This is a genomic window from Lysinibacillus fusiformis (assembly GCF_002845985.1).
GTDB lineage: Bacteria > Bacillota > Bacilli > Bacillales_A > Planococcaceae > Lysinibacillus > Lysinibacillus fusiformis_D.
This window is the reverse complement of record NZ_PDFK01000003.1, coordinates 631,676-650,520: the sequence shown is the minus strand read 5'-3', so window position 1 is coordinate 650,520 and position 18,845 is coordinate 631,676. Positions and strand designations below refer to the sequence as shown.

The window sequence follows — 18,845 nt, the reverse complement described above, 5'->3', positions numbered from 1 at the left end:
TAAATGGAAACCTATTATGCAGTGATTTTTACATCTCAAAGAACTAAACAGGATGGGGAGGGCTATGGCAAAATGGCTGACCTCATCGATGCCCTAGCACAGCAACAGCCTGGTTTTCTGCGTGTTGAAAGTGTCAGGAACGAGGAAGGAAAAGGCATTACGGTGTCCTATTGGGAATCGCTAGAGGCTATTCAAGCATGGAAAGATAATGCCAAACATTTAACCGCACAGCAATTGGGACAAGATAAATGGTACGCGAACTATAAGGTGGAAATTTGCCAAATGATAAAAGATTACTCTTTTGTGAAATAAAATGACGAGTGAGAAGGAGGTCTATTTTTTATGACAATTGCTGAGGAATGGCATGAGCTAAGACAAAAATTTCATCCTTCAGATCCGATAACGATTAATCAGATGCATGTTTTCAAAGAGCGATTAAAGCAGGAGCAGCAAACGGAAGAAACGTTAAGGCTACTAGTAGAAGTCTATTGCTTGCTTAGGATGTACCTAGAGGCTTATCGGCTTTTTACGACCATTATGAATAAAGCTGATAAAAAAGATCGAAAAAAATATGGTGTTCTGCAAACCTACATAAATCAACCAAATTTGGTGAATCCTCTGCTACCACGAAAAATAAGGGACCAACAGCCAACTCAAACAATCATTCCAACCTTTAAATATGTTCCTAAACCGCTAGAGGCGAAAATTTTTGAAACAGGTGAAATCGTTGTCTGTGACTGCTGTCAACAGCAAGTGGATGTCTATTACACAGGAGGTATTTACGCTATTGAGGATGTAGATTATCTTTGTCCTTCTTGCATCCACAGTGGAGAGGCTGCCCAAAAATATGATGGCTCTTTCCAGCAAGATTTAATGGATGATGAACAGGTTACTAACCCTGCCTTTGTACAAGAAATTCTCTATCGAACGCCCGGCTACGTAAGCTGGCAGGGCAATAATTGGGTAGCTCATTGTTCGGACTATTGTGCGTTTATCGGCTATGTTGGCTGGAGTGATATAGTGGAGCTAGGTATCGAGGATCAATTTGATAATTATACAGGCTTTCCGAAAGATGAACTTTCAGCATCGTTAATGAACAATGGTCATCATCAAGGCTATTTATTTCAGTGCTTGGAATGTGACCGTTATGTGCTCTATTCAGATTTTAGTTAATCGCTGTTAGAGGAGGTAGAGAGGTGGAACAATTTCTTCAACGATATACGTATTCATGGCGTTTGAATGGCTGGCTGATGCATGATATTTTTTTATGTATCGTGTTGGGATTAGGATTTTTACTGTTATTGTTTATCGTCATTAAACGTAAAAGCCTTGTTATTTCTAGCATTTTACTAGTTGTATTTATAGTGGTTAGCAATCTAGTCATGATTGTTTTTGGCTTAGCGGGGAGAAGCTTTCCTATAAAATCTGATTCGCCCATTTATACAGATGATTCACAACACATTGCTGTCCAAATGGTGCAAGGCTCTGAAAATAATGGAACATCGAACGGCATTACGCATTTGATTGCTCATTATCTCATTGTGGCTGTGAATTTAGAGACAGGTGAAAAGCAATGGACAAAATCAGCTTCCCATAAAGATACATTGATTGGGAATTTTATGGGTGGTCTTCTTGTTCATCATCGTGATGATGAGTTTGGTCAATTGTCACTGTTAGATATAGCAACAGGAAAGGAAATACTTTCTGAGCAAGAATTTCGTCAGCAATATCAGCCATTAATAGATAAATTAAGTAATGGTGCACATCAGATGGTTATTTTACAAAATAATTTATATTTGGAGGGTGTCGATGGCAAATTCTATCACTTTGATGGTGAAACTTTAAGTGAGAACCCAAAAGCTCAAGATTTCCTAACAGCTCGTTTCTTCATTGAGACAGGGTTGCCTGGATATTTTGCCACACACCCACAGTCTGTAGAGGACTATCAGGTAATTCAAGATTTTAGTCAGGCTGTTCTAACAGAGCCTGCCATTCAAGCCTACCAAAATTTAGAACCTAAAGTGATTGATGTGGATATCGCAAAAAAAACAGCTCTCGTGTCTTATCGTCAAACACAGCGGGAAAGTGCTGACCATATGGTTTTGTTTTATGATATGAATAATCATCAAGTATTGTGGGAAGAAAATATAGGTGTTATCAATCCTGACCAACAACAACCTGGTATACGTACATTAGAGGAGACCTATGTTATTCAAGCAGGTGACAGATTATTAGTATTGGATAAAGAAACGAAAAATAGGAATGTTCAATATCATCTGCGGTGGAATCGACCTATTGATTAGTGGCGAATGCCAATGTTTATCCTTTTGACAACAAGTTAAAACCATCTATTTGAAAAAACTGTTCATTTTTCGATTCTGTAAAAAAGGAGTATAATTTAATAGGAAGAAACTCTATGTAAAAGGATGACGTACAAACATGAATGAGCAATTAGTGGATTGGATTATACGCTTTCAAAGGGATAAAGATATTGAAGCACTCGCCCATTTAAAAGACTATTGTTATGAGATGATTGAGCCTTTGATTGAGGAATTTACTATGAAATATGGTGAAGAGGCAGGGGAGCTCCTGCATTTAAAATGGGATAAACGGTTTTATTTTATTTTTACGAAATATCAGGTCAATGTTGGACTACCTTTAGATACCTTTGTTCAAAATACGTACCGTTTTTATTTCATGCAAGTGTTAAAAAAGGCAGGCTATTTGTGACAGAAAAATCCCTTGATTTGTGTAAAAGCAAATCAAGGGATTTTTGTTTTATTGGTAAAGCAAATCTTCTGCTAGGTTAGTAAATATCTCACCGATAATCGTTTCTTCCTCATATACTGATGAGCCTGTATTTTCTTCAGGTTGAGCAAAAGGAACATGGGCGATTACTTGTGTTTGCAGTAAATCTGCTAACTGATCGGCTCCACCTTGTCCAAACAGATAGTTTTTTTGACCATCTGCTCCTTCAAAATAAGCCATGTTTTCAACAACACCAAGAATAGTATGTTTCGTATGTTGAGCCATCAAGCCTGCACGGGATGCGACGTGAGAAGCAGCAAGATGTGGTGTTGTTACAATGATTTCCTGTGCCTGAGGAATCATGGCTGCCATATCAATGGCCACATCGCCTGTCCCTGGTGGTAAATCTATCAGAAGATAGTCCAAGTCTCCCCATAATGTGTTGACAAGGAAATTGCGAATCCATTTGTTGAGCATGGGGCCACGCCACATAACAGGCTGGTTGTCATTGGTAAAAAAGCCCATCGACATTAATTTAACCCCATGACTTTCTACTGGAATAGCTGTTTGGTCAAGCATAGTAGGTTTTTGGTCAATATTCATCATAGCAGGAATACTAAAGCCATAGATATCCGCATCAAGTATTCCTACCCGTTTGCCGAGACGGGCAAGGGCGACTGCTAAATTAATGGTCACAGTCGATTTCCCAACACCGCCCTTACCACTTGTGATGGCAATGAATTGCACACCAGAATTAAGCAGTAGCATATTCGGCATTCCTTGCTCTGTCACATTTTTCGCTTGTAGAGACGCAGTTAATGTGCGACGTTCCTGATCTGTCATAGCCCCAAAGGTAATGGCAACACTGGAGGCACCAATCGCTTGTAATGCTTTTTCCACATCATGCTGGATCTTCGCTTTTAAAGGACAACCTGGAATGGTTAAAATAATATCCAGCGATAGATGGGTGCCGTTTATTTGAATATTACGCACCATATTCAATTTGACGATACTCTGATGAAGCTCTGGATCTTCTACTTGTTGTAATGCGTTGATAACATCTTCTTTTACTAACATGTCGGAACCACCTTATTCTTTTAAGCCTTTGCCAAGTCCCTTTAAGAAATGGACTCCAAAATTGAGCGCACGATTGACATCTGGATCATTTAACATTTTCATAAGCTTAAAGGCACTTACTTTTTCATTGGATTCAAGTGCTTTGCTCGCTTCATCTACACCTGAATTTAAGCCGTCAATTAGCTTAGTCGTTGTTTCTGGATTGAGCTCCGTCAATGCTCCTGCAACGCCCATTAAATTATTAATAATATTGGTTACAGGCTTACGAGTTAATTGTCCAAGTGCAATATGGGCCACATTCTCTTTCGCTTCTAGTAGCTTCATTGCTGCTTCTAGTGCACCTATATCATTCAATTCAGCCATAATACTAAACACTTGATTAACGGCTTCTTCATTATCAGAAAGCAGTTCTTTTAGATTGTCTAATTTTTGTTCCTTTAGTTGTTCTTCCGTCAATTGTTGTTTTTTAATGCTTGTAATAGGTACAGCCATGCTCTCACTCTCTTTCGTTAATAGTTGTTAAGTGAACGTAGCCAGGACGATTCCATTTCCGATGAACCTCAACACCATTTTGAGGATGACGCTTTTTATAGCGTGGGTTCGTACGAGGAAGTGGTGATTTTCCTTTTGCTTTTAGCACTTCAACTCGTACTTTTGTTTGTTTATAAGCTGGTGTTGATGTATTCACATCTGCTGCAGGGCCCGTTAAGAAGTTGATAGCTGAATCTTTATTAACGGAGTTCATCGGTAAAAATAATTCGTTTCCTTGCACGCGATCTGTGACAAGAGCATTTAGCTTTAATGCACCATAAGGAGATACTAAACGAAGTAAGGCTCCATCTGCAATACCTCGTTCCTTCGCCAGTTCCGGTGATACTTCAACGAAAATATCAGGTACTTTCGATTGAATACCTTTCGATTTATTTGTTAGATTTCCCTCATGGAAGTGTTCAAGCATACGACCATTATTAATAAGACAATCGTACTGTGCCTCATATTCCACAGGTTGCACCCAATCATTTAAAGCAAAACGAGCTTTTTTATCAGGGAAATTGAAACCATCTTCATATAGTAAAGGTGTATCTTTACCATCATGGCTACCCCAGCAGAAGCTACCCCAGCCTTCTAAGACATCATAGTTGGCTTGTGAGAAGAGGGGGGACAGGCTAGCCATTTCATCAAAGATGTCACTTGGATGATCATAATGCCAATCTGCTCCTAAACGACGAGCAACCGCTTGCAAGATTTCCCAATCTGCTTTCGATTCACCAAGTGTTGGTAATACTTGATAGAGGCGTTGAACACGACGTTCTGTATTCGTGAATGTACCTTCTTTTTCAAGGGAAGGCGCAGCAGGTAAAATAACATCTGCATATTGTGCTGTACGTGATAGGAAACAATCTTGGACAACAAAAAAGTCTAGTTGTGAAAGCACCTCATCTACATGGTTGGCATTACAATCAACAAGCGCCATATCTTCGCCCACTAAATACATGGCTTTCATTTTACCTTCCATAATCGCATCTAACATTTGCATATTAGTTCGACCTGGTTGCGACTGAATTGGGACACCGTAAGCTTTTTCGAATTTTGCACGCGCTGCCTCATCTGTTACCTTTTGATAACCTGGCAAGAGAGTTGGTAGTGTACCCATATCACAGGCACCTTGCACATTGTTATGACCACGAAGAGGGTAGGCACCCGCACCTGGACGACGATAGTTCCCAGTTGCTAAAAGTAAATTTGAAATCGCTGCGGATGTATAAGAGCCACCAGTATTTTGTGTTACACCCATGCCCCAAAGCACACATGTACCATCTGCATCACGAATCATTTCAGCCACTTCGATCAATGTTTCTTTACTAATACCCGTCATTTCTTGCGCATAATCAAGTGTATATGTTTCAAGTACTTGTTTAAAATCATCATAATGAAGGACGTTTTCTTGAATAAAGGCTTCATCGTGCCAACCTTGGTCAATGATATATTTGGTAACGGCCATTAACCAAACTTGGTCAGTACCTTGCTTCGGACGCATAAAGATGTCAGAACGCTCAGCCATTTCATGTTTACGAATATCCGCAACAATTAATTTCTGACCATGTAATTTATGTGCACGTTTCACACGTGTTGCTAAAACAGGGTGTCCTTCAGCCGGGTTAGCCCCAACAATGATGACAAGACCAGCCTTGGCAATATCTTTGATCGTACCCGCGTCACCACCTAAACCTACTGTACGTAATAAACCGTCAGTAGCAGGGGATTGACAATAACGGGAACAATTATCGACATCATTTGTTCCAAATAACTGACGTGCCATTTTTTGAATTAAGTAATTCTCTTCATTTGTAATTTTAGAAGATGAGATAAAGCCGACAGAACCAGGACCAAATTGCTGCTGAATACCACCAAGCTTTGTGGCAATTAAATCGAGTGCCTCATCCCATGATGATTCAACAAATTCATTATTTTTACGAATAAGAGGTTTAGTAATTCGTTCCTCAGAATTAACGAAGTCCCAACCAAATTTCCCTTTGACACAAGTAGAAATTGCGTTAACGGGACCTTCGGAAGGTTGTACTTTTAAAATTTTACGGTCTTTTGTCCAAACTTCGAATGAACAACCTACACCACAGAAAGTACATACTGTTTTTGTTTTTCGAGTACGTTTACTACGCATAGCTGCTTCCACTTCAGAAACGGCAAAAATACCGCTATAGCCCGGTTCAACTTCCTTAATTAAACTGATCATCGGATCTAACATATCCTGTTTCAGACCAGTCATAAATCCAGCCTCTCCAAGCATGGATTTTTCCATTAAGGCATTACATGGACAAACGGTTACACATTGACCGCAACTTACACAGGAAGAATCATTAATTGCAACGCCAGTATCCCATATGACGCGTGGTCTTTCGGCTTCCCAATCGAGGGATAATGTTTCATTCACCTGTAAATTTTGACAAACCTCTACACATTGACCACAAGCGATACATTGGTTAGGGTCATATCGATAAAACGGGTGTGACATGTCCACTTCATGAGGTTCCACTTTCGGTTGGTAAGGATATTTTTGATGCTCGATTTCCATCATTTCAGCCGTGTTGTGTAATGCACAATTTCCATTGTTATTATCACAAACTGTACAGTACAGTAAATGATTTTCGAGTAGACGATCCATCGCTTCTGTTTGTGCTGCTTTTGCTTTGTCAGAAGTTAATAAAACATTCATGCCGTCTACTGCCTTTGTGGAGCAGGAACGAACTAATTGACCGTTCACCTCCACGATACATGTATCACATGTTTCGATTGGATCAACAGCAGGCACATGACAGATCTGTGGATGCGGAATGTCATGCTGATTAATGGTATCAAGGATTGTAGCTCCTTCTTTTACATCATACGATACGCCATTAATATTAATTTGAGTCAAGATAACTTCCTCCTTTTGCACTTTGAGACTAATCGGACAACATGTTGCAGCTTAAGACAAAAAGGGAATAACAAATCGAGTTGGTTATTTTTGAAAAGATTGTCTTGTTATCATTGTAATTCCCAATTGTTCTTGAAGCTACCTCAAAATAGGCAAATTGCTAGATCATAACAAGTTATCCATGTCTCGGTTTTTAAAAAAAATAAAAAATCCACCATGAAATAACATGTCCAAGACATGCTAATGATTCATGGTGGATAAAATTCTTAGCAGGCCTTGCTAAAAACTCAATCTACTTTTATTTTTTAATAACAATAGAATTTAAATATTAAAAACACTATGCAACATCGTGACATAGGGATCAAAATAAATCAATTCCATTTGTGATATGAATATTATAGCTCTTTCCTTCAAAATGAACAATATTTATCATAAAATTTATTAAATGAGAATTATTATCAAAAAGTATTTTCTCTTTTATTTTTTTAAAAGTTGCTATATCATTAACAAACTGTAAGGGTGACCCTCATAACCATTTACCTAAAAAAGTTTAATTACGATGGGAGAATCGTTGCTATGTCTAAAAAAATACACGAATTTAATGACATGATTCGAAAGTTACGCAAGGAAGTATTTGGTAAAGGACCTGAACGTATTCATACCGTTTTTGTCGAGAATATGGCTGTATCTACTTTATACGGTAATATCACACCGACAGAAAAATTTATTGCCAGTACACCAGAAGGGTTAAAAATGGTGCATGCTGCAAGGACGAGTATGATTCAGGATTTATATACGCAATCACCACCAGAGGGTATGGAAGAATTGATGGGCAGCAAACTACTCCACCTATTTTCAGATATTAAAATTGAAGAGGATTTTGCGATTTCCGTCTTTGTTTTTGAAAAGAATATCAGTGAATAAAGGGGATGCCTTATGGAGCGAGCAATAACAAGGAAAATTGTGCGAGTTGAAGGACAGCAAGTGAAAGAAATGGATGATTTAATCGTCTCAGAATACGCGGTGACCGTAAAAATTAATCAGCAAGAATTTGTCACGATGGTATGTACACCAGAGTATGTAGAAGATATGGTCATCGGCTATTTAGCTTCTGAACGAGTGATTCGTAGCTTTGAGGATATTGAGGAAATTTGGCACCAAGAAAAAGAAGGCTTTGTGCATATTAAAACAAAGCATGTCAATCCTTATTATCAGCAGACGCAAAACAAACGCTATATTACCTCTTGCTGTGGGATGAGTCGACAAGGATTTGTTTTTACGAATGATGCATTAGCAGCAAAAAAAATGGAAGACGTTCAGGTGCAAATGTCGACTGAGGATTGCTTCCGTTTAATGCATGCGATGCAGGATGGTGCCGACATTTTTAAGAAAACGGGTGGTGTGCATAATGCTTCACTATGTGATGTCAATGGCATTGTGTTAAGTCGCATGGATATTGGACGCCATAATGCTTTAGATAAAATTTACGGCTATTGCTTACGCAATAACATCCGTATGCAAGATAAAATAATTGTTTTTAGCGGACGAATATCGTCGGAGATTTTACTCAAAGTCTCCAAAATAGGCTGTGCCATTGTGCTGTCTAAATCAGCTCCAACTGAATTAGCCTTGCAATTGGCTGAGCAGCTTGGCATTACGACGGTAGGCTTTATCCGACAGCATTCATTGAATATTTATACACATCCACACCGCATCCTATTACCAGCTCAGAATGCACTGAAAGAAGGAGATTAAATGACGAATCTACAAGACCAATTACACAGACCGTTAAGAGATTTAAGAATATCCGTAACAGATCGCTGTAATTTTCGTTGCCGCTATTGTATGCCAGCTGAGGTATTTGGTCCAGATTATGCATTTTTACCGTCTGATAAAATATTAAATTTTGATGAGATAGAACGATTAGTAAAAATCTTTGTTTCATTAGGCGTGAAAAAGGTGCGAATTACGGGCGGTGAGCCATTGCTACGTCGTGATTTGCCCGAATTAATTGCCCGTATTCACCATATAGAGGGTGTAGAAGATATTGCTTTAACAACCAATGGCTCTTTATTAAAAAAATATGCACAGCCATTGGCACAAGCAGGCTTATCTCGAGTCTCAGTTAGTCTAGATTCACTTGATGAAGAACGTTTTTTCGAGATGAATGGTCATCGGGGCAAGGTATTGCCGGTGTTAGAGGGAATTGAAAAGGCAGCAGAAGCGGGTTTACAAGTAAAAATTAATATGGTTGTTCAAAAAGGCAAGAATGACCAAGACATTGTTACAATGGCTCAATTTTTTAAAGAAAAACAGCATATTTTACGCTTTATTGAATATATGGATGTAGGGAATTCGAACGGTTGGCGTTTAGATGATGTGGTGTCCAAAAAAGATATCATTGAGCATATCCATCAGTTTTCTCCATTACAGCCAGTGGCTCCAAATTACAGGGGGGAAGTGGCAACGCGCTTTCAATATCAAGATGCACAAGGTGAGGTTGGTGTGATTTCGTCTGTGACAGATTCTTTCTGCTCCAATTGCTCCCGTGCTCGTCTCTCAGCAGAAGGATCATTATACACTTGTTTATTTGCAACTGAAGGCACTGATTTAAGAGAGCTGTTACGATCAGGGCAAGATGATGCAGCCATCATCAAATGTATTACGAACGTTTGGGAAACAAGAAATGATCGTTATTCAGATGAACGCAATGAACAAACAATGGCAAAAAGGAAAAATTCAAAAATTGAAATGTCTCACATTGGGGGGTAGTGTGTAAAAAAACAGAAAAAATCGGCAAAACGATGCCGAATTTTTCTGTTTATTTATGCACAAAGGTGCCACTTTTTCCACCTGTTTTTTCAACAAGATAGGTTTCTTTAATGACCATTGTTTTATCAACGGCTTTGCACATATCATAAAAAGTTAAGGCAGCAATCGACACAGCAGTAAGGGCTTCCATTTCAACACCAGTTTTCCCACTACATTTGACAGTGGCTTGAATATGGAGCTCATAGCCATTCTCCGCCTTTTCATAGTCAAACTGGAAATCTGTGCCCTGTAGCATGATAGGGTGGCACATAGGAATGATATCGGCCGTTTTTTTAGCACCCATAATCCCTGCAATTTGAGCAACTTGCGTCGGATCACCTTTTTTAATGCCACCTTGTTGGATGGCTTCATAGACTGCATCCGATAAAATAATCGTACTGCGAGCAATAGCTGTACGTGTCGTGATTTCTTTTGTAGATATATCGACCATTTTAGGACGACCTTCTTCGTTCCAATGTGTAAAATTATTCATCGTTAAACTCCTTTTTAGTCGTTTGTGACCAATCTTGTTGTGCGTTGATATTGACAAATGTTGGGCTATTGTCATCAAAAGGAACGTAGCAAACACGAATTTGCTCTAACAGCACTTTCATACTTCGCTTGTTTTGTTCCGTTAATTGCTTTGCCCTTGGTAAAGCTGTACGTCGATATAATGCCGCCAATGGTTGATCCCGTAGCGCTTGCGTAGGAACAATAGCATCATAGGCGTCATCAATCAGCCCTACTATTTTTTTGATAAAATTGGCATTCATATAAGGCATATCGCTCGCTACGACAAAAAACCATTCCACATCAGGGTAGGCTGTCATGATAGAATGCAAAGCAAAAAGTGGGCCTTGATGTGGCTGCTTTTCGATGATCCATTGGACGTTTTCCTGCCCAAATTGATGTTGTAAGTGCGCGTTCGTAGCAATAATGATAGGATCTAGCCGATTTTTTTGCAAGGCTGTGAGACTATGTTTATATAAAGGCTGCCCAGCAAACAGCTCAAACATTTTAGGCTGACCATAGCGAGAGGATTGACCACCAGCTAATACAACTCCAGCAATTTTCATAGGCGATTCAACTCACCGACAAAATGTTGGACAGTAGGAAGAATGAGCTTCATCATAGCCAATGTCACCGCATTTGTAGAACCTGGTAAAACATAAATAGCGGTTTGCTGACGGCTTCCAGCAGTGGCTCGACTAAACATTGCTTTTGGGCCAATTTCTTCATAGCTGAGAGTTCGAAATAATTCACCAAACCCCATCATTTCTTTTTCAAAAAGAGGCAGAATGGTGTCGTAGGTTTGGTCTCTTGGTGTAAATCCTGTTCCACCCGTGACGATAATGGTATTGATTGTGTGATCACTGCACCATTTCTTGATATGATTGGCAATATCCAGTGGTTCATCCTTTGTTAGCTGGTAGTCGACTACTTCAAATGTAGCTTCTTGAAGTAAGGATTGAATGCGCTGACCAGCATGATCATCTGCTTTAGTGCGTGTATCACTGACCGTTAAAACAGCTACTTGGATTAGTTGCTGTTGATGTGTGGGATGCACAGTAAAAGACCTCCTTCAAACGTATTTTGCTGAAAAACATTGCTTTTATTATAATGCTATAAATGAAAAGGTCAAACGAAAATTCAAAGAAAGAAAGGCCTCATACTTATGCAAAATAGATATTCTAGACAACAATTATTTCATCCCATCGGACAAACAGGGCAGCAGTCCATTCAACAAAAACACGTCCTAATCATTGGTGTAGGTGCATTAGGGAGTGCTAGCGCAGAAGCACTTGTGCGCGCTGGTATTGGCAAGCTGACCCTCATTGATCGTGATTACGTAGAGTGGAGTAATTTACAAAGACAGCAACTATATACAGAGCTAGATGCACAAGAAAAAATGCCAAAAGTCATCGCAGCTAAAACAAGACTTCACAGCATCAACTCAGAGATAGAAATCAATACTGCTATTATGGACGCTTGTACAGAGTCCTTGCTGCCATTATTAGAAGATGTCGATGTGATGGTCGATGCAACCGATAATTTTGATGTCCGTTTTCTCATGAATGACCTTGCACAAAAGTCTCGTATTCCCTGGGTATATGGTTCTTGCGTTGGTAGTTATGGTGCGACCTATACGATTGTACCAGGCAAAACACCATGTTTGCATTGCTTGTTACATGTCATGCCACATACAGGAATGACTTGTGATACGGTAGGTATTATTAGCCCAACAGTTCAAATCGTTGCAGCTTATCAAGTGGCAGAGGTTTTAAAATTGCTCGTTGGTGATGAGAAAGCCTTGCGAAAAAGCTATTTAACGTTTGATGTTTGGCAAAATCAACACTATGAAATCAATGTGGAAAAAATACGGCAAGCTGATTGTCCATCTTGTGGCAATCAACCAACATACCCTTATTTATCCTATGAAAATCAAACTAAATTACAGATACTTTGTGGACGAGACGCAGTACAAATACGCCCTCCGAAGCCAATTCACTATTCGTTCGAGCAGTTGGCAAATCAGCTTCGTCCCTATGGTGAAATTCAGGTAAATCCTTATTTGCTTTCCTGCCAAGCTGATGATTACCGAATTGTGATTTTCCAGGATGGGCGCGTAGTGATACATGGTATACAAAATATAGAAAAAGCGAAAAGCATTTATTATCGTTTATTAGGATAAAGGAGTGTGCCAAATGATAGAAAAAAGACAACCAATCCCTGTGGCAGAAGCGGTTCATCGTGTAATGGACTATGCCTTCCCAGCAAAAAAAGAGCTTGTACCATTAACACAGGCCCATGGACGTTTTATAGCAGAAGCTGTTCGAGCTGATCATGATGTGCCCGCATTTGATCGTTCTCCTTATGATGGTTACGCTATTCGCTCCATTGATAGTAAAGAAGCCTCCTCAGAACATCCAGTCCGCTTTCAGGTTGTGGGGGAAATTGGCGCAGGCTATGTCTATGACGAAGTAGTTGGTCATAGACAAGCTGTCCGCATAATGACAGGTGCGCCAATCCCACAAGGGTGTGATGCAGTAGTCATGCTAGAATTAACCCATACTTTCGAAGAAAATCAACAAATGTGTATGTCGATTAAACGGAATTTTGAAGCGGGGACCAATATTTCGTATAAAGGGGAAGATGTGCAGCAAGGCGCTGTTCTCATTGAAAAAGGTCAATATATTAATCCAGGGGTGATGGCCTTACTCGCTACTTTTGGTTATGAACAAGTACCTGTTTTTCGTAAAACAGTCATTGGTGTGATGGCCACTGGTAGCGAATTACTAGATCCCGGTGAACCTTTACAGCCAGGCAAAATTCGCAATAGTAATGCGTATATGATGATGGCTCAAATTGAGCGCGCTGGAGCAGAAGTTAAATATTTTGGCAAGTTTAGCGATGATCTTGAATTATGTATTGAGAATGTTGAAAAAGCTTTACAGGAAGTTGATATGTTAATTACAACGGGTGGCGTTTCCGTAGGGGATTACGATTACTTACCAGCCATTTACGAAGCGATAAATGCAAAGGTATTGTTTAACAAAGTGGCAATGCGCCCAGGTAGTGTGACTACAGTAGCTGCTCGAGAGGGACAATTATTATTTGGACTTTCTGGAAATCCTTCAGCTTGCTATGTTGGCTTTGAGCTGTTTGTACGTCCGATTATTCGCACTGCCTACAGTAATTCACAGCCCCATTTACGTAGAGAGCAAGCTATTTTAGGTAAGGATTTCACAAAGGCTAATCCATTTACACGCTTTGTAAGAGCACATGCTTATTATGAAAAAGGTCAGTTAGTGGCTGTGCCATCTGGTTTTGATAAGTCGAGTGCAGTTTCCTCTTTAGCATCAGCTAATGCGTTCATCGTTTTACCAGGTGGCTCGCGTGGCTATGAAAAAGGCATGTCAGTAACGGTCTTATTGTTAGAAGATTTGCAAGGAAGTGAGTGGCCTTGGGACAACATCGAAAAATCTTACAGATAGTTGGCTATCAAAATAGTGGTAAGACGACATTGATGGAGCAATTGATTAAGAGAGGGACAACGGAAGGGTTAAGAGTAGGAACCATCAAACATCATGGTCACGGTGGTGTGCCGATGATAGAAGCTTCGAAGGATAGTAGTCGACATGAGCTGGCAGGTGCGAGTGTCACAGCAGTGGAGGGGGAGGGTACTTTACGTATGAGTATTCAGCAAAATAGCTGGCAACTGTCTCAAATACTTGCGCTTTATGCGTCGCTTCCAATGGATATCATTCTGGTTGAAGGGTATAAAAATGAACATTATCCGAAGGTTGTGCTTGTACGAACTGCACAGGATCAAGCTTTATTACAGCAAGTATCTCAGATCATTTGTGTGCTCTATTGGCCAAGTTATCCACTGGATTCCTCACCCACTGTCCCAGCCTTTTCGATACATGAAGAAGCGCAATATATGGAGTTTTTATGGAAGGAAATGAGGAGAGAATCATGACGACAGCGTTATTTGAAGTTATCAATAAACCCATTGATGTAGAGGAAGTTAGACAAAAGGTTCTGAGTCGAAATGCTGGAGCCATTACACTGTTCATTGGCACCGTGCGTGAAATCACAAATGGTAAAAAAACATTGCACTTGGAATATCAAGCTTATCCTGCGATGGCCATTAAAATGTTTGAACAAATTGCGCAGGAAATACAAGAGCAGTGGCCAGAAGCGAAAGTAGCCATTACCCATCGTGTAGGTCATTTAGATATTGCTGATATTGCTGTAGTCATTGCCGTATCATCACCACATCGTAAAGTCGCTTACATGGCGAATGAGTATGCGATTGACCGTATTAAGCAAATTGTGCCAATATGGAAAAAAGAGCATTGGGAGGACGGTACGGAATGGATTGGCGATCAATTAGAAAATGTCCCCTATCCGCAAGGGGAACCAGGCATTCAGAAGGAGGAAAATCGTGATTAATATCTTATTATTTGCTCACTTGCAGGAAGCAGTTGGTACGCCTAAGCTAACTGTAGAGCTGTCAGATGTGACAGTGGCTGAATTGAAAGAGTGGATGGAACAGCACTATCCACAGCTATCATTACAGCAAATGATGACAGCGATTAATGAGGAATTTGCAACGGATACAACGATCATTAAGTCTGGTGACACAATCGCTTTTATTCCACCTATCAGTGGGGGATGAGAAAAAGAGGTAGTTGGATTGAACCAACTACCTCTTTTATACTTTTAGAAGATGAATGCTAAGTAGCAAAAGGAAGGAAATAGCCATCATGCACAAAACCCATGTCCAGGCAAGGGTCATGTTACCCGCATCAATCGCCATATAAATAGCGAGCGGTGTTGTTTGTGTTTTCCCTGGAATATTCCCCGCAAACATTAAGGTAGCCCCAAATTCACCTAAAGCTCGAGTGAAGCTTAAAATCCCGCCAGACACGAGTGCCTTTAATGCAAGAGGAATTGATACAAAAAGAAAGACCTGCCGTTCATTAGCCCCATCCACACGTGCCGCATGTTCAATATCGCGATCAACAGAGGCAAAGCCTGTTTTAGCCGATTGATACATTAATGGAAAGGCAACAATGGTAGAAGCGATAACCGCCGCCCACCATGTGAACATGACGGGCTGATCGAATAGCCAAATAATAAAATTTCCTAATAGACTATTTTTCCCGAAAATGACGATGAGCAGGAAGCCTACTACAGTAGGAGGTAATACTAAGGGTAACAATAATACGGTTTCTAGTACTAGCTTGCCTTTAAAATGGTGGGTTGCCATCCATTTGCCCATGAAAATACCTGCTATGATCGCGATAATGCCTGCGACGAAGGCAATCTCAATGGAAAGTCTAAGTGGAGACCAGAAATCGGTACTCATTTTTTATTGAGCTCCTTTAAACCCATACTTTTTAAAGACATTCATAGCCTCATCACTTTGTAAAAAGTGATAAAAATCTTCTGCTTCTTGCGCATGCTTACTCGCTTTTAGCACACCTACAGGATAAATAATTGGTGCGTGTGTAGCATCATCTGCAGTTGCAATGACATCGACTTTATCAGATACTAGGGCATCCGTTTTATAGACGATTCCTGCATCCACATTTTCTGTTTCTGTGTACGTAAGTACTTGACGAACGTCTTTTGTATACACCACTTTAGATTCAAGTGAATCCCAAAGTTGCATATGCTTTAATGTGTCCACACCATACTGTCCAGCAGGAACCGTTTCAGGTGTACCGAGCGCGATTTTCTCTGCTTGTTGTAAATCTTCGAAGGATTGGATTTGTTTTTCATTGTCTTTTGGAACGATTAAGACTAATTCATTCGCTAAAAGATCCGTTCCTTGCTTTTGATCAATCATTTCTTTCTCTACAAGTGCATCGAATTTATCTTCCGCTGCAGAAAAGAAAAGATCTGCAGGAGCACCCTGTAAAATTTGCTGTTGCAATGCACCTGAACCACCAAAGTTATAGAGGATTTTAATCGTATCATGCTCTTCTTCATAAGTTGTTTTAAGCTCTTCTAAGGCATCCTGTAAACTTGCTGCTGCAGAAATTGTTAATTCAACGGGTTTGTTTGCTGCCACCTCTTTTTCTTGGTTACCACAGCCTACTAATAGACCAACTAGTAATAATAGTGTCGCAAATAAACTATAAAATTTTTTCACTATGATTGTACTCCTTTTATAACTCGTTATAACAAGACATAGCTAATTATAATCAGTTATAAGTAAAAAAGAAAGATAGTGTTGGAAGAAAATTTCAAGATGTTCATCAAGCTATAAATGCGTTACCATGTAAAGAGAGGTTTATAGGAGGAGAATGTTTATATGTCACAAGATCAATCCTATACGATTGAAGAGGTTGCACAATTATTAAAGGTTTCGAAATTAACCATTTATGATTTGGTGAAAAAGGGAGATTTGCCAGTTTTCCGTGTGGGGCGGCAAATGCGAGTAGATCGTGCGGACTTGCAAGCCTATATACAAAAACGTAAAACAGGTACCACTCCAGCTATGTCCCCTGTAGCTACTTCACCTAAAAATCAGTCGAAAATTATTATTAGTGGGCAAGATTTAGTGTTGGATATAGTAGCAAAATATCTTGAGAAAAGACAAACAATGAAAGTATTACGTTCACATGAAGGTAGTTTTAATGGTGTCATGGCGATGTATCATGGCGACTGTAATATTGCGAGTTTACATATGTTTGATGGAGATACAGGAGATTATAATACGCCTTATGTAAAAAAAATCTTTGTGAGTCATGCCTTTGTCCTCATCAATGTTGTATCACGTAGAGCAGGTTTTTATGTTCAAAAAGGGAATCCATTGCAAATCCACACATTTGAAGATTTTAAAACAAAGTCATTTACATTTATTAATCGTGAGAAAGGCTCAGGTGCTCGCACTTTACTAGACGAGCAATTGCGTATTCATGAAATCGCACCATCCATGATTAAAGGGTATACCCATGAAGAAATGAGCCACCTCGACGTTGCCTCTGCTGTAGCAAATGGATATGCAGACGTTGGAATTGGGATTGAAAAAATCGCCAAGCTCATCCCTGTCGATTTTATACCCGCTGTCAGAGAGCGTTACGACATTGTGTTATTAAAAACGCCTGAAAATCAACAACTAATTGAGGCGGTGAAGGAAATTTTAAACGCACCAGATTTCCAAGCTGAGGTGGCTGCATTAGGTGATTATGACATTTCCCAAATGGGCCAAATTATGTATGAAACACTGTAATCAAAATTTTATATTGAGTTTAACAACGAAATCGATTATAATTTTACTGGGAAATTTTATGGTCGTTATGTCATAGTAATATTGCATAGCTTCTATGGAATTTTGAACGTATATATGGTGAGATGGATAAATTAGTAGGTAAAACTGCTAGAATATTAGCCCATCATAAAATAGCTTGCGTAGTAACCACGCAACTATTTTATGATGGGCTTTTTTATGTATATAGGTATAAAAAAGAGGAGTTGAATCATGTGACCTGGTCAGTATTACATGTCATTGGTATTATTGCTTATGCGATAAGTGGCGCATTTGTTGCGTTACAGGCCAAATATTCTTTTATTGGTATATTTGTGCTTGGACTTACTACATCTTATGGAGGTTCCATTATTCGCAACGTCGTACTGGATATACCAGTATCAGATATATGGGAGCGGCAATCCTTATTAGTTGTTTTAGTCACGCTGACGACTATTTTATTTGTCAAAAGGAATTGGATTCATCACTGGAACCGCTGGGGCTATTTCTTTGATTCGATTGGCCTTGCTTCCTTTGCAATACAAGAAGGATTGTTAGCGCAAAGCCTCCATCATGATCTAGGTATTATTATTCTAGCTTCTATGTTTACTGGTGTTGGCGGTGGCATGATCCGAGATTTGTTAGCGGGGAGAACGCCGCTCGCACTAAGAGAAGAAATCCATGCTGTCTTAACATTTTTGTGTGGGCTTTGCATCTGGGCAGGGTGGAGCAGCCCACTTCAATTGTCAGTCATTGTTATTTTGATTGTGATCATCCGTATGTTATCTGTGAATAATAAATTGAAGCTTCCTTAAAAATTGTTGGACTTGTCCAAGTTTTTTAGCAGGACACTGAAAGTAGGTGATTGAAGGAATGTTTTAAGCTGTTCAATTTAGTATGTTGTGTTTCTTTATGAAGAATATTCTTCTGCTGATTTGTATTGGAAATTAATCTGAGTGATTGAATGTGTTGGGTATAGAAAACTTCCTAATAAACATACATATCAACATA

The 18,845-nt window shown here is 39.5% G+C and carries 22 protein-coding genes; 14 read left to right on the top strand and 8 right to left on the bottom strand.

The features are described 5' to 3' along the window. Positions 1-3: 3 nt before the first annotated feature. The 4 genes from CRI88_RS13795 (at position 4) to CRI88_RS13780 (ending at position 2,730) form a co-directional block, all read left to right on the top strand. A complete protein-coding gene (locus tag CRI88_RS13795; RefSeq protein ID WP_089932612.1) occupies positions 4-312 on the top strand; it encodes an antibiotic biosynthesis monooxygenase family protein in 309 nt (102 codons plus the stop codon). A gap of 30 nt (positions 313-342) precedes the next feature. Next, positions 343-1,173 (top strand): CbrC family protein, encoded by an 831-nt coding sequence (locus tag CRI88_RS13790; protein ID WP_089932615.1) that lies wholly within the window; start codon positions 343-345, stop codon positions 1,171-1,173. A gap of 23 nt (positions 1,174-1,196) precedes the next feature. Continuing rightward, positions 1,197-2,303, top strand: coding sequence for a PA2928 family protein (locus CRI88_RS13785; protein WP_101966747.1), 1,107 nt, complete (start codon positions 1,197-1,199; stop codon positions 2,301-2,303). A gap of 136 nt (positions 2,304-2,439) precedes the next feature. Further along, positions 2,440-2,730, top strand: a complete 291-nt coding sequence (locus CRI88_RS13780; protein WP_036126901.1) for a hypothetical protein — start codon at positions 2,440-2,442, stop codon at positions 2,728-2,730. A gap of 48 nt (positions 2,731-2,778) precedes the next feature. Here CRI88_RS13780 and CRI88_RS13775 read toward each other — a convergent pair whose 3' ends face one another. The 3 genes from CRI88_RS13775 to fdhF are packed head-to-tail and all read right to left on the bottom strand — an operon-like array spanning position 2,779 to position 7,258. After that, on the bottom strand, positions 2,779-3,825 hold the full coding sequence (locus tag CRI88_RS13775; protein ID WP_058844572.1) for an Mrp/NBP35 family ATP-binding protein: 1,047 nt from the start codon (positions 3,823-3,825) through the stop codon (positions 2,779-2,781). 12 nt (positions 3,826-3,837) lie between these two features. After that, positions 3,838-4,317, bottom strand: coding sequence for a helical membrane plugin domain-containing protein (locus CRI88_RS13770; protein WP_036120656.1), 480 nt, complete (start codon positions 4,315-4,317; stop codon positions 3,838-3,840). 4 nt (positions 4,318-4,321) lie between these two features. After that, complete coding sequence (fdhF, locus tag CRI88_RS13765) at positions 4,322-7,258, bottom strand: formate dehydrogenase subunit alpha (protein WP_089932618.1); 2,937 nt, start codon at positions 7,256-7,258, stop codon at positions 4,322-4,324. Between the two features lie 576 nt (positions 7,259-7,834). Here fdhF and CRI88_RS13760 point away from each other — a divergent pair. From CRI88_RS13760 to moaA, 3 genes are read left to right on the top strand one after another with little or no spacing between them, the layout of a single operon-like run. Continuing rightward, positions 7,835-8,182: a Na-translocating system protein MpsC family protein gene (locus CRI88_RS13760; RefSeq protein WP_036120650.1), complete on the top strand. Its 348-nt coding sequence runs from the start codon at positions 7,835-7,837 to the stop codon at positions 8,180-8,182. A 12-nt stretch (positions 8,183-8,194) separates the two neighbouring features. Further along, on the top strand, positions 8,195-9,013 hold the full coding sequence (gene fdhD, locus CRI88_RS13755; protein WP_101966746.1) for a formate dehydrogenase accessory sulfurtransferase FdhD: 819 nt from the start codon (positions 8,195-8,197) through the stop codon (positions 9,011-9,013). After that, complete coding sequence (gene moaA / locus CRI88_RS13750) at positions 9,014-10,030, top strand: GTP 3',8-cyclase MoaA (protein ID WP_036120644.1); 1,017 nt, start codon at positions 9,014-9,016, stop codon at positions 10,028-10,030. Positions 10,031-10,079: 49 nt separating this feature from the next. Here moaA and moaC read toward each other — a convergent pair whose 3' ends face one another. The 3 genes from moaC to CRI88_RS13735 are packed head-to-tail and all read right to left on the bottom strand — an operon-like array spanning position 10,080 to position 11,636. Beyond that, positions 10,080-10,562, bottom strand: coding sequence for a cyclic pyranopterin monophosphate synthase MoaC (moaC, locus tag CRI88_RS13745; protein ID WP_101966745.1), 483 nt, complete (start codon positions 10,560-10,562; stop codon positions 10,080-10,082). Next, positions 10,555-11,145, bottom strand: coding sequence for a molybdenum cofactor guanylyltransferase (mobA, locus tag CRI88_RS13740; protein WP_036120637.1), 591 nt, complete (start codon positions 11,143-11,145; stop codon positions 10,555-10,557). Before mobA ends, moaC begins: the two co-directional genes overlap by 8 nt. After that, positions 11,142-11,636: a MogA/MoaB family molybdenum cofactor biosynthesis protein gene (locus tag CRI88_RS13735; RefSeq protein WP_036120634.1), complete on the bottom strand. Its 495-nt coding sequence runs from the start codon at positions 11,634-11,636 to the stop codon at positions 11,142-11,144. Before CRI88_RS13735 ends, mobA begins: the two co-directional genes overlap by 4 nt. Positions 11,637-11,744: 108 nt before the next feature. On the opposite strand from CRI88_RS13735, the gene CRI88_RS13730 reads away from it, so the two are divergent. Genes CRI88_RS13730 through moaD form a run of 5 tightly spaced genes read left to right on the top strand, consistent with a single transcriptional unit; the run spans position 11,745 to position 15,254 of the window. Beyond that, positions 11,745-12,761 carry a thiazole biosynthesis adenylyltransferase ThiF gene (locus CRI88_RS13730; protein WP_036120630.1) on the top strand — a complete coding sequence of 339 codons (1,017 nt, stop codon included), beginning with the start codon at positions 11,745-11,747 and terminating at the stop codon, positions 12,759-12,761. Positions 12,762-12,777: 16 nt separating this feature from the next. Beyond that, the gene (locus tag CRI88_RS13725; RefSeq protein WP_271913585.1) at positions 12,778-14,064 is read left to right on the top strand and encodes a molybdopterin molybdotransferase MoeA; all 1,287 of its coding nucleotides are present in this window, start codon (positions 12,778-12,780) and stop codon (positions 14,062-14,064) included. Then, positions 14,028-14,552, top strand: coding sequence for a molybdopterin-guanine dinucleotide biosynthesis protein B (gene mobB / locus CRI88_RS13720; RefSeq protein WP_257982908.1), 525 nt, complete (start codon positions 14,028-14,030; stop codon positions 14,550-14,552). Before CRI88_RS13725 ends, mobB begins: the two co-directional genes overlap by 37 nt. Next, positions 14,549-15,028, top strand: a complete 480-nt coding sequence (locus CRI88_RS13715) for a molybdenum cofactor biosynthesis protein MoaE (RefSeq protein WP_036120622.1) — start codon at positions 14,549-14,551, stop codon at positions 15,026-15,028. Before mobB ends, CRI88_RS13715 begins: the two co-directional genes overlap by 4 nt. Beyond that, the gene (gene moaD, locus CRI88_RS13710) at positions 15,021-15,254 is read left to right on the top strand and encodes a molybdopterin converting factor subunit 1 (RefSeq protein ID WP_058844578.1); all 234 of its coding nucleotides are present in this window, start codon (positions 15,021-15,023) and stop codon (positions 15,252-15,254) included. The genes CRI88_RS13715 and moaD overlap by 8 nt, the downstream gene beginning before the upstream one ends. A gap of 36 nt (positions 15,255-15,290) precedes the next feature. On the opposite strand, the gene modB is transcribed toward moaD, so the two are convergent. Beyond that, entirely contained in the window at positions 15,291-15,947 is a 657-nt protein-coding gene (gene modB, locus CRI88_RS13705) for a molybdate ABC transporter permease subunit (RefSeq protein WP_036120602.1), read from the bottom strand. Between the two features lie 3 nt (positions 15,948-15,950). Further along, positions 15,951-16,736: a molybdate ABC transporter substrate-binding protein gene (modA, locus tag CRI88_RS13700; protein WP_036120599.1), complete on the bottom strand. Its 786-nt coding sequence runs from the start codon at positions 16,734-16,736 to the stop codon at positions 15,951-15,953. A 162-nt stretch (positions 16,737-16,898) separates the two neighbouring features. Here modA and CRI88_RS13695 point away from each other — a divergent pair, with 162 nt between their 5' ends. Both CRI88_RS13695 and CRI88_RS13690 read left to right on the top strand, forming a co-directional pair. Beyond that, positions 16,899-17,819 (top strand): helix-turn-helix transcriptional regulator, encoded by a 921-nt coding sequence (locus CRI88_RS13695; RefSeq protein WP_036120596.1) that lies wholly within the window; start codon positions 16,899-16,901, stop codon positions 17,817-17,819. 251 nt (positions 17,820-18,070) lie between these two features. Further along, a complete protein-coding gene (locus CRI88_RS13690; protein ID WP_101966743.1) occupies positions 18,071-18,649 on the top strand; it encodes a trimeric intracellular cation channel family protein in 579 nt (192 codons plus the stop codon). Positions 18,650-18,845: the final 196 nt, after the last annotated feature.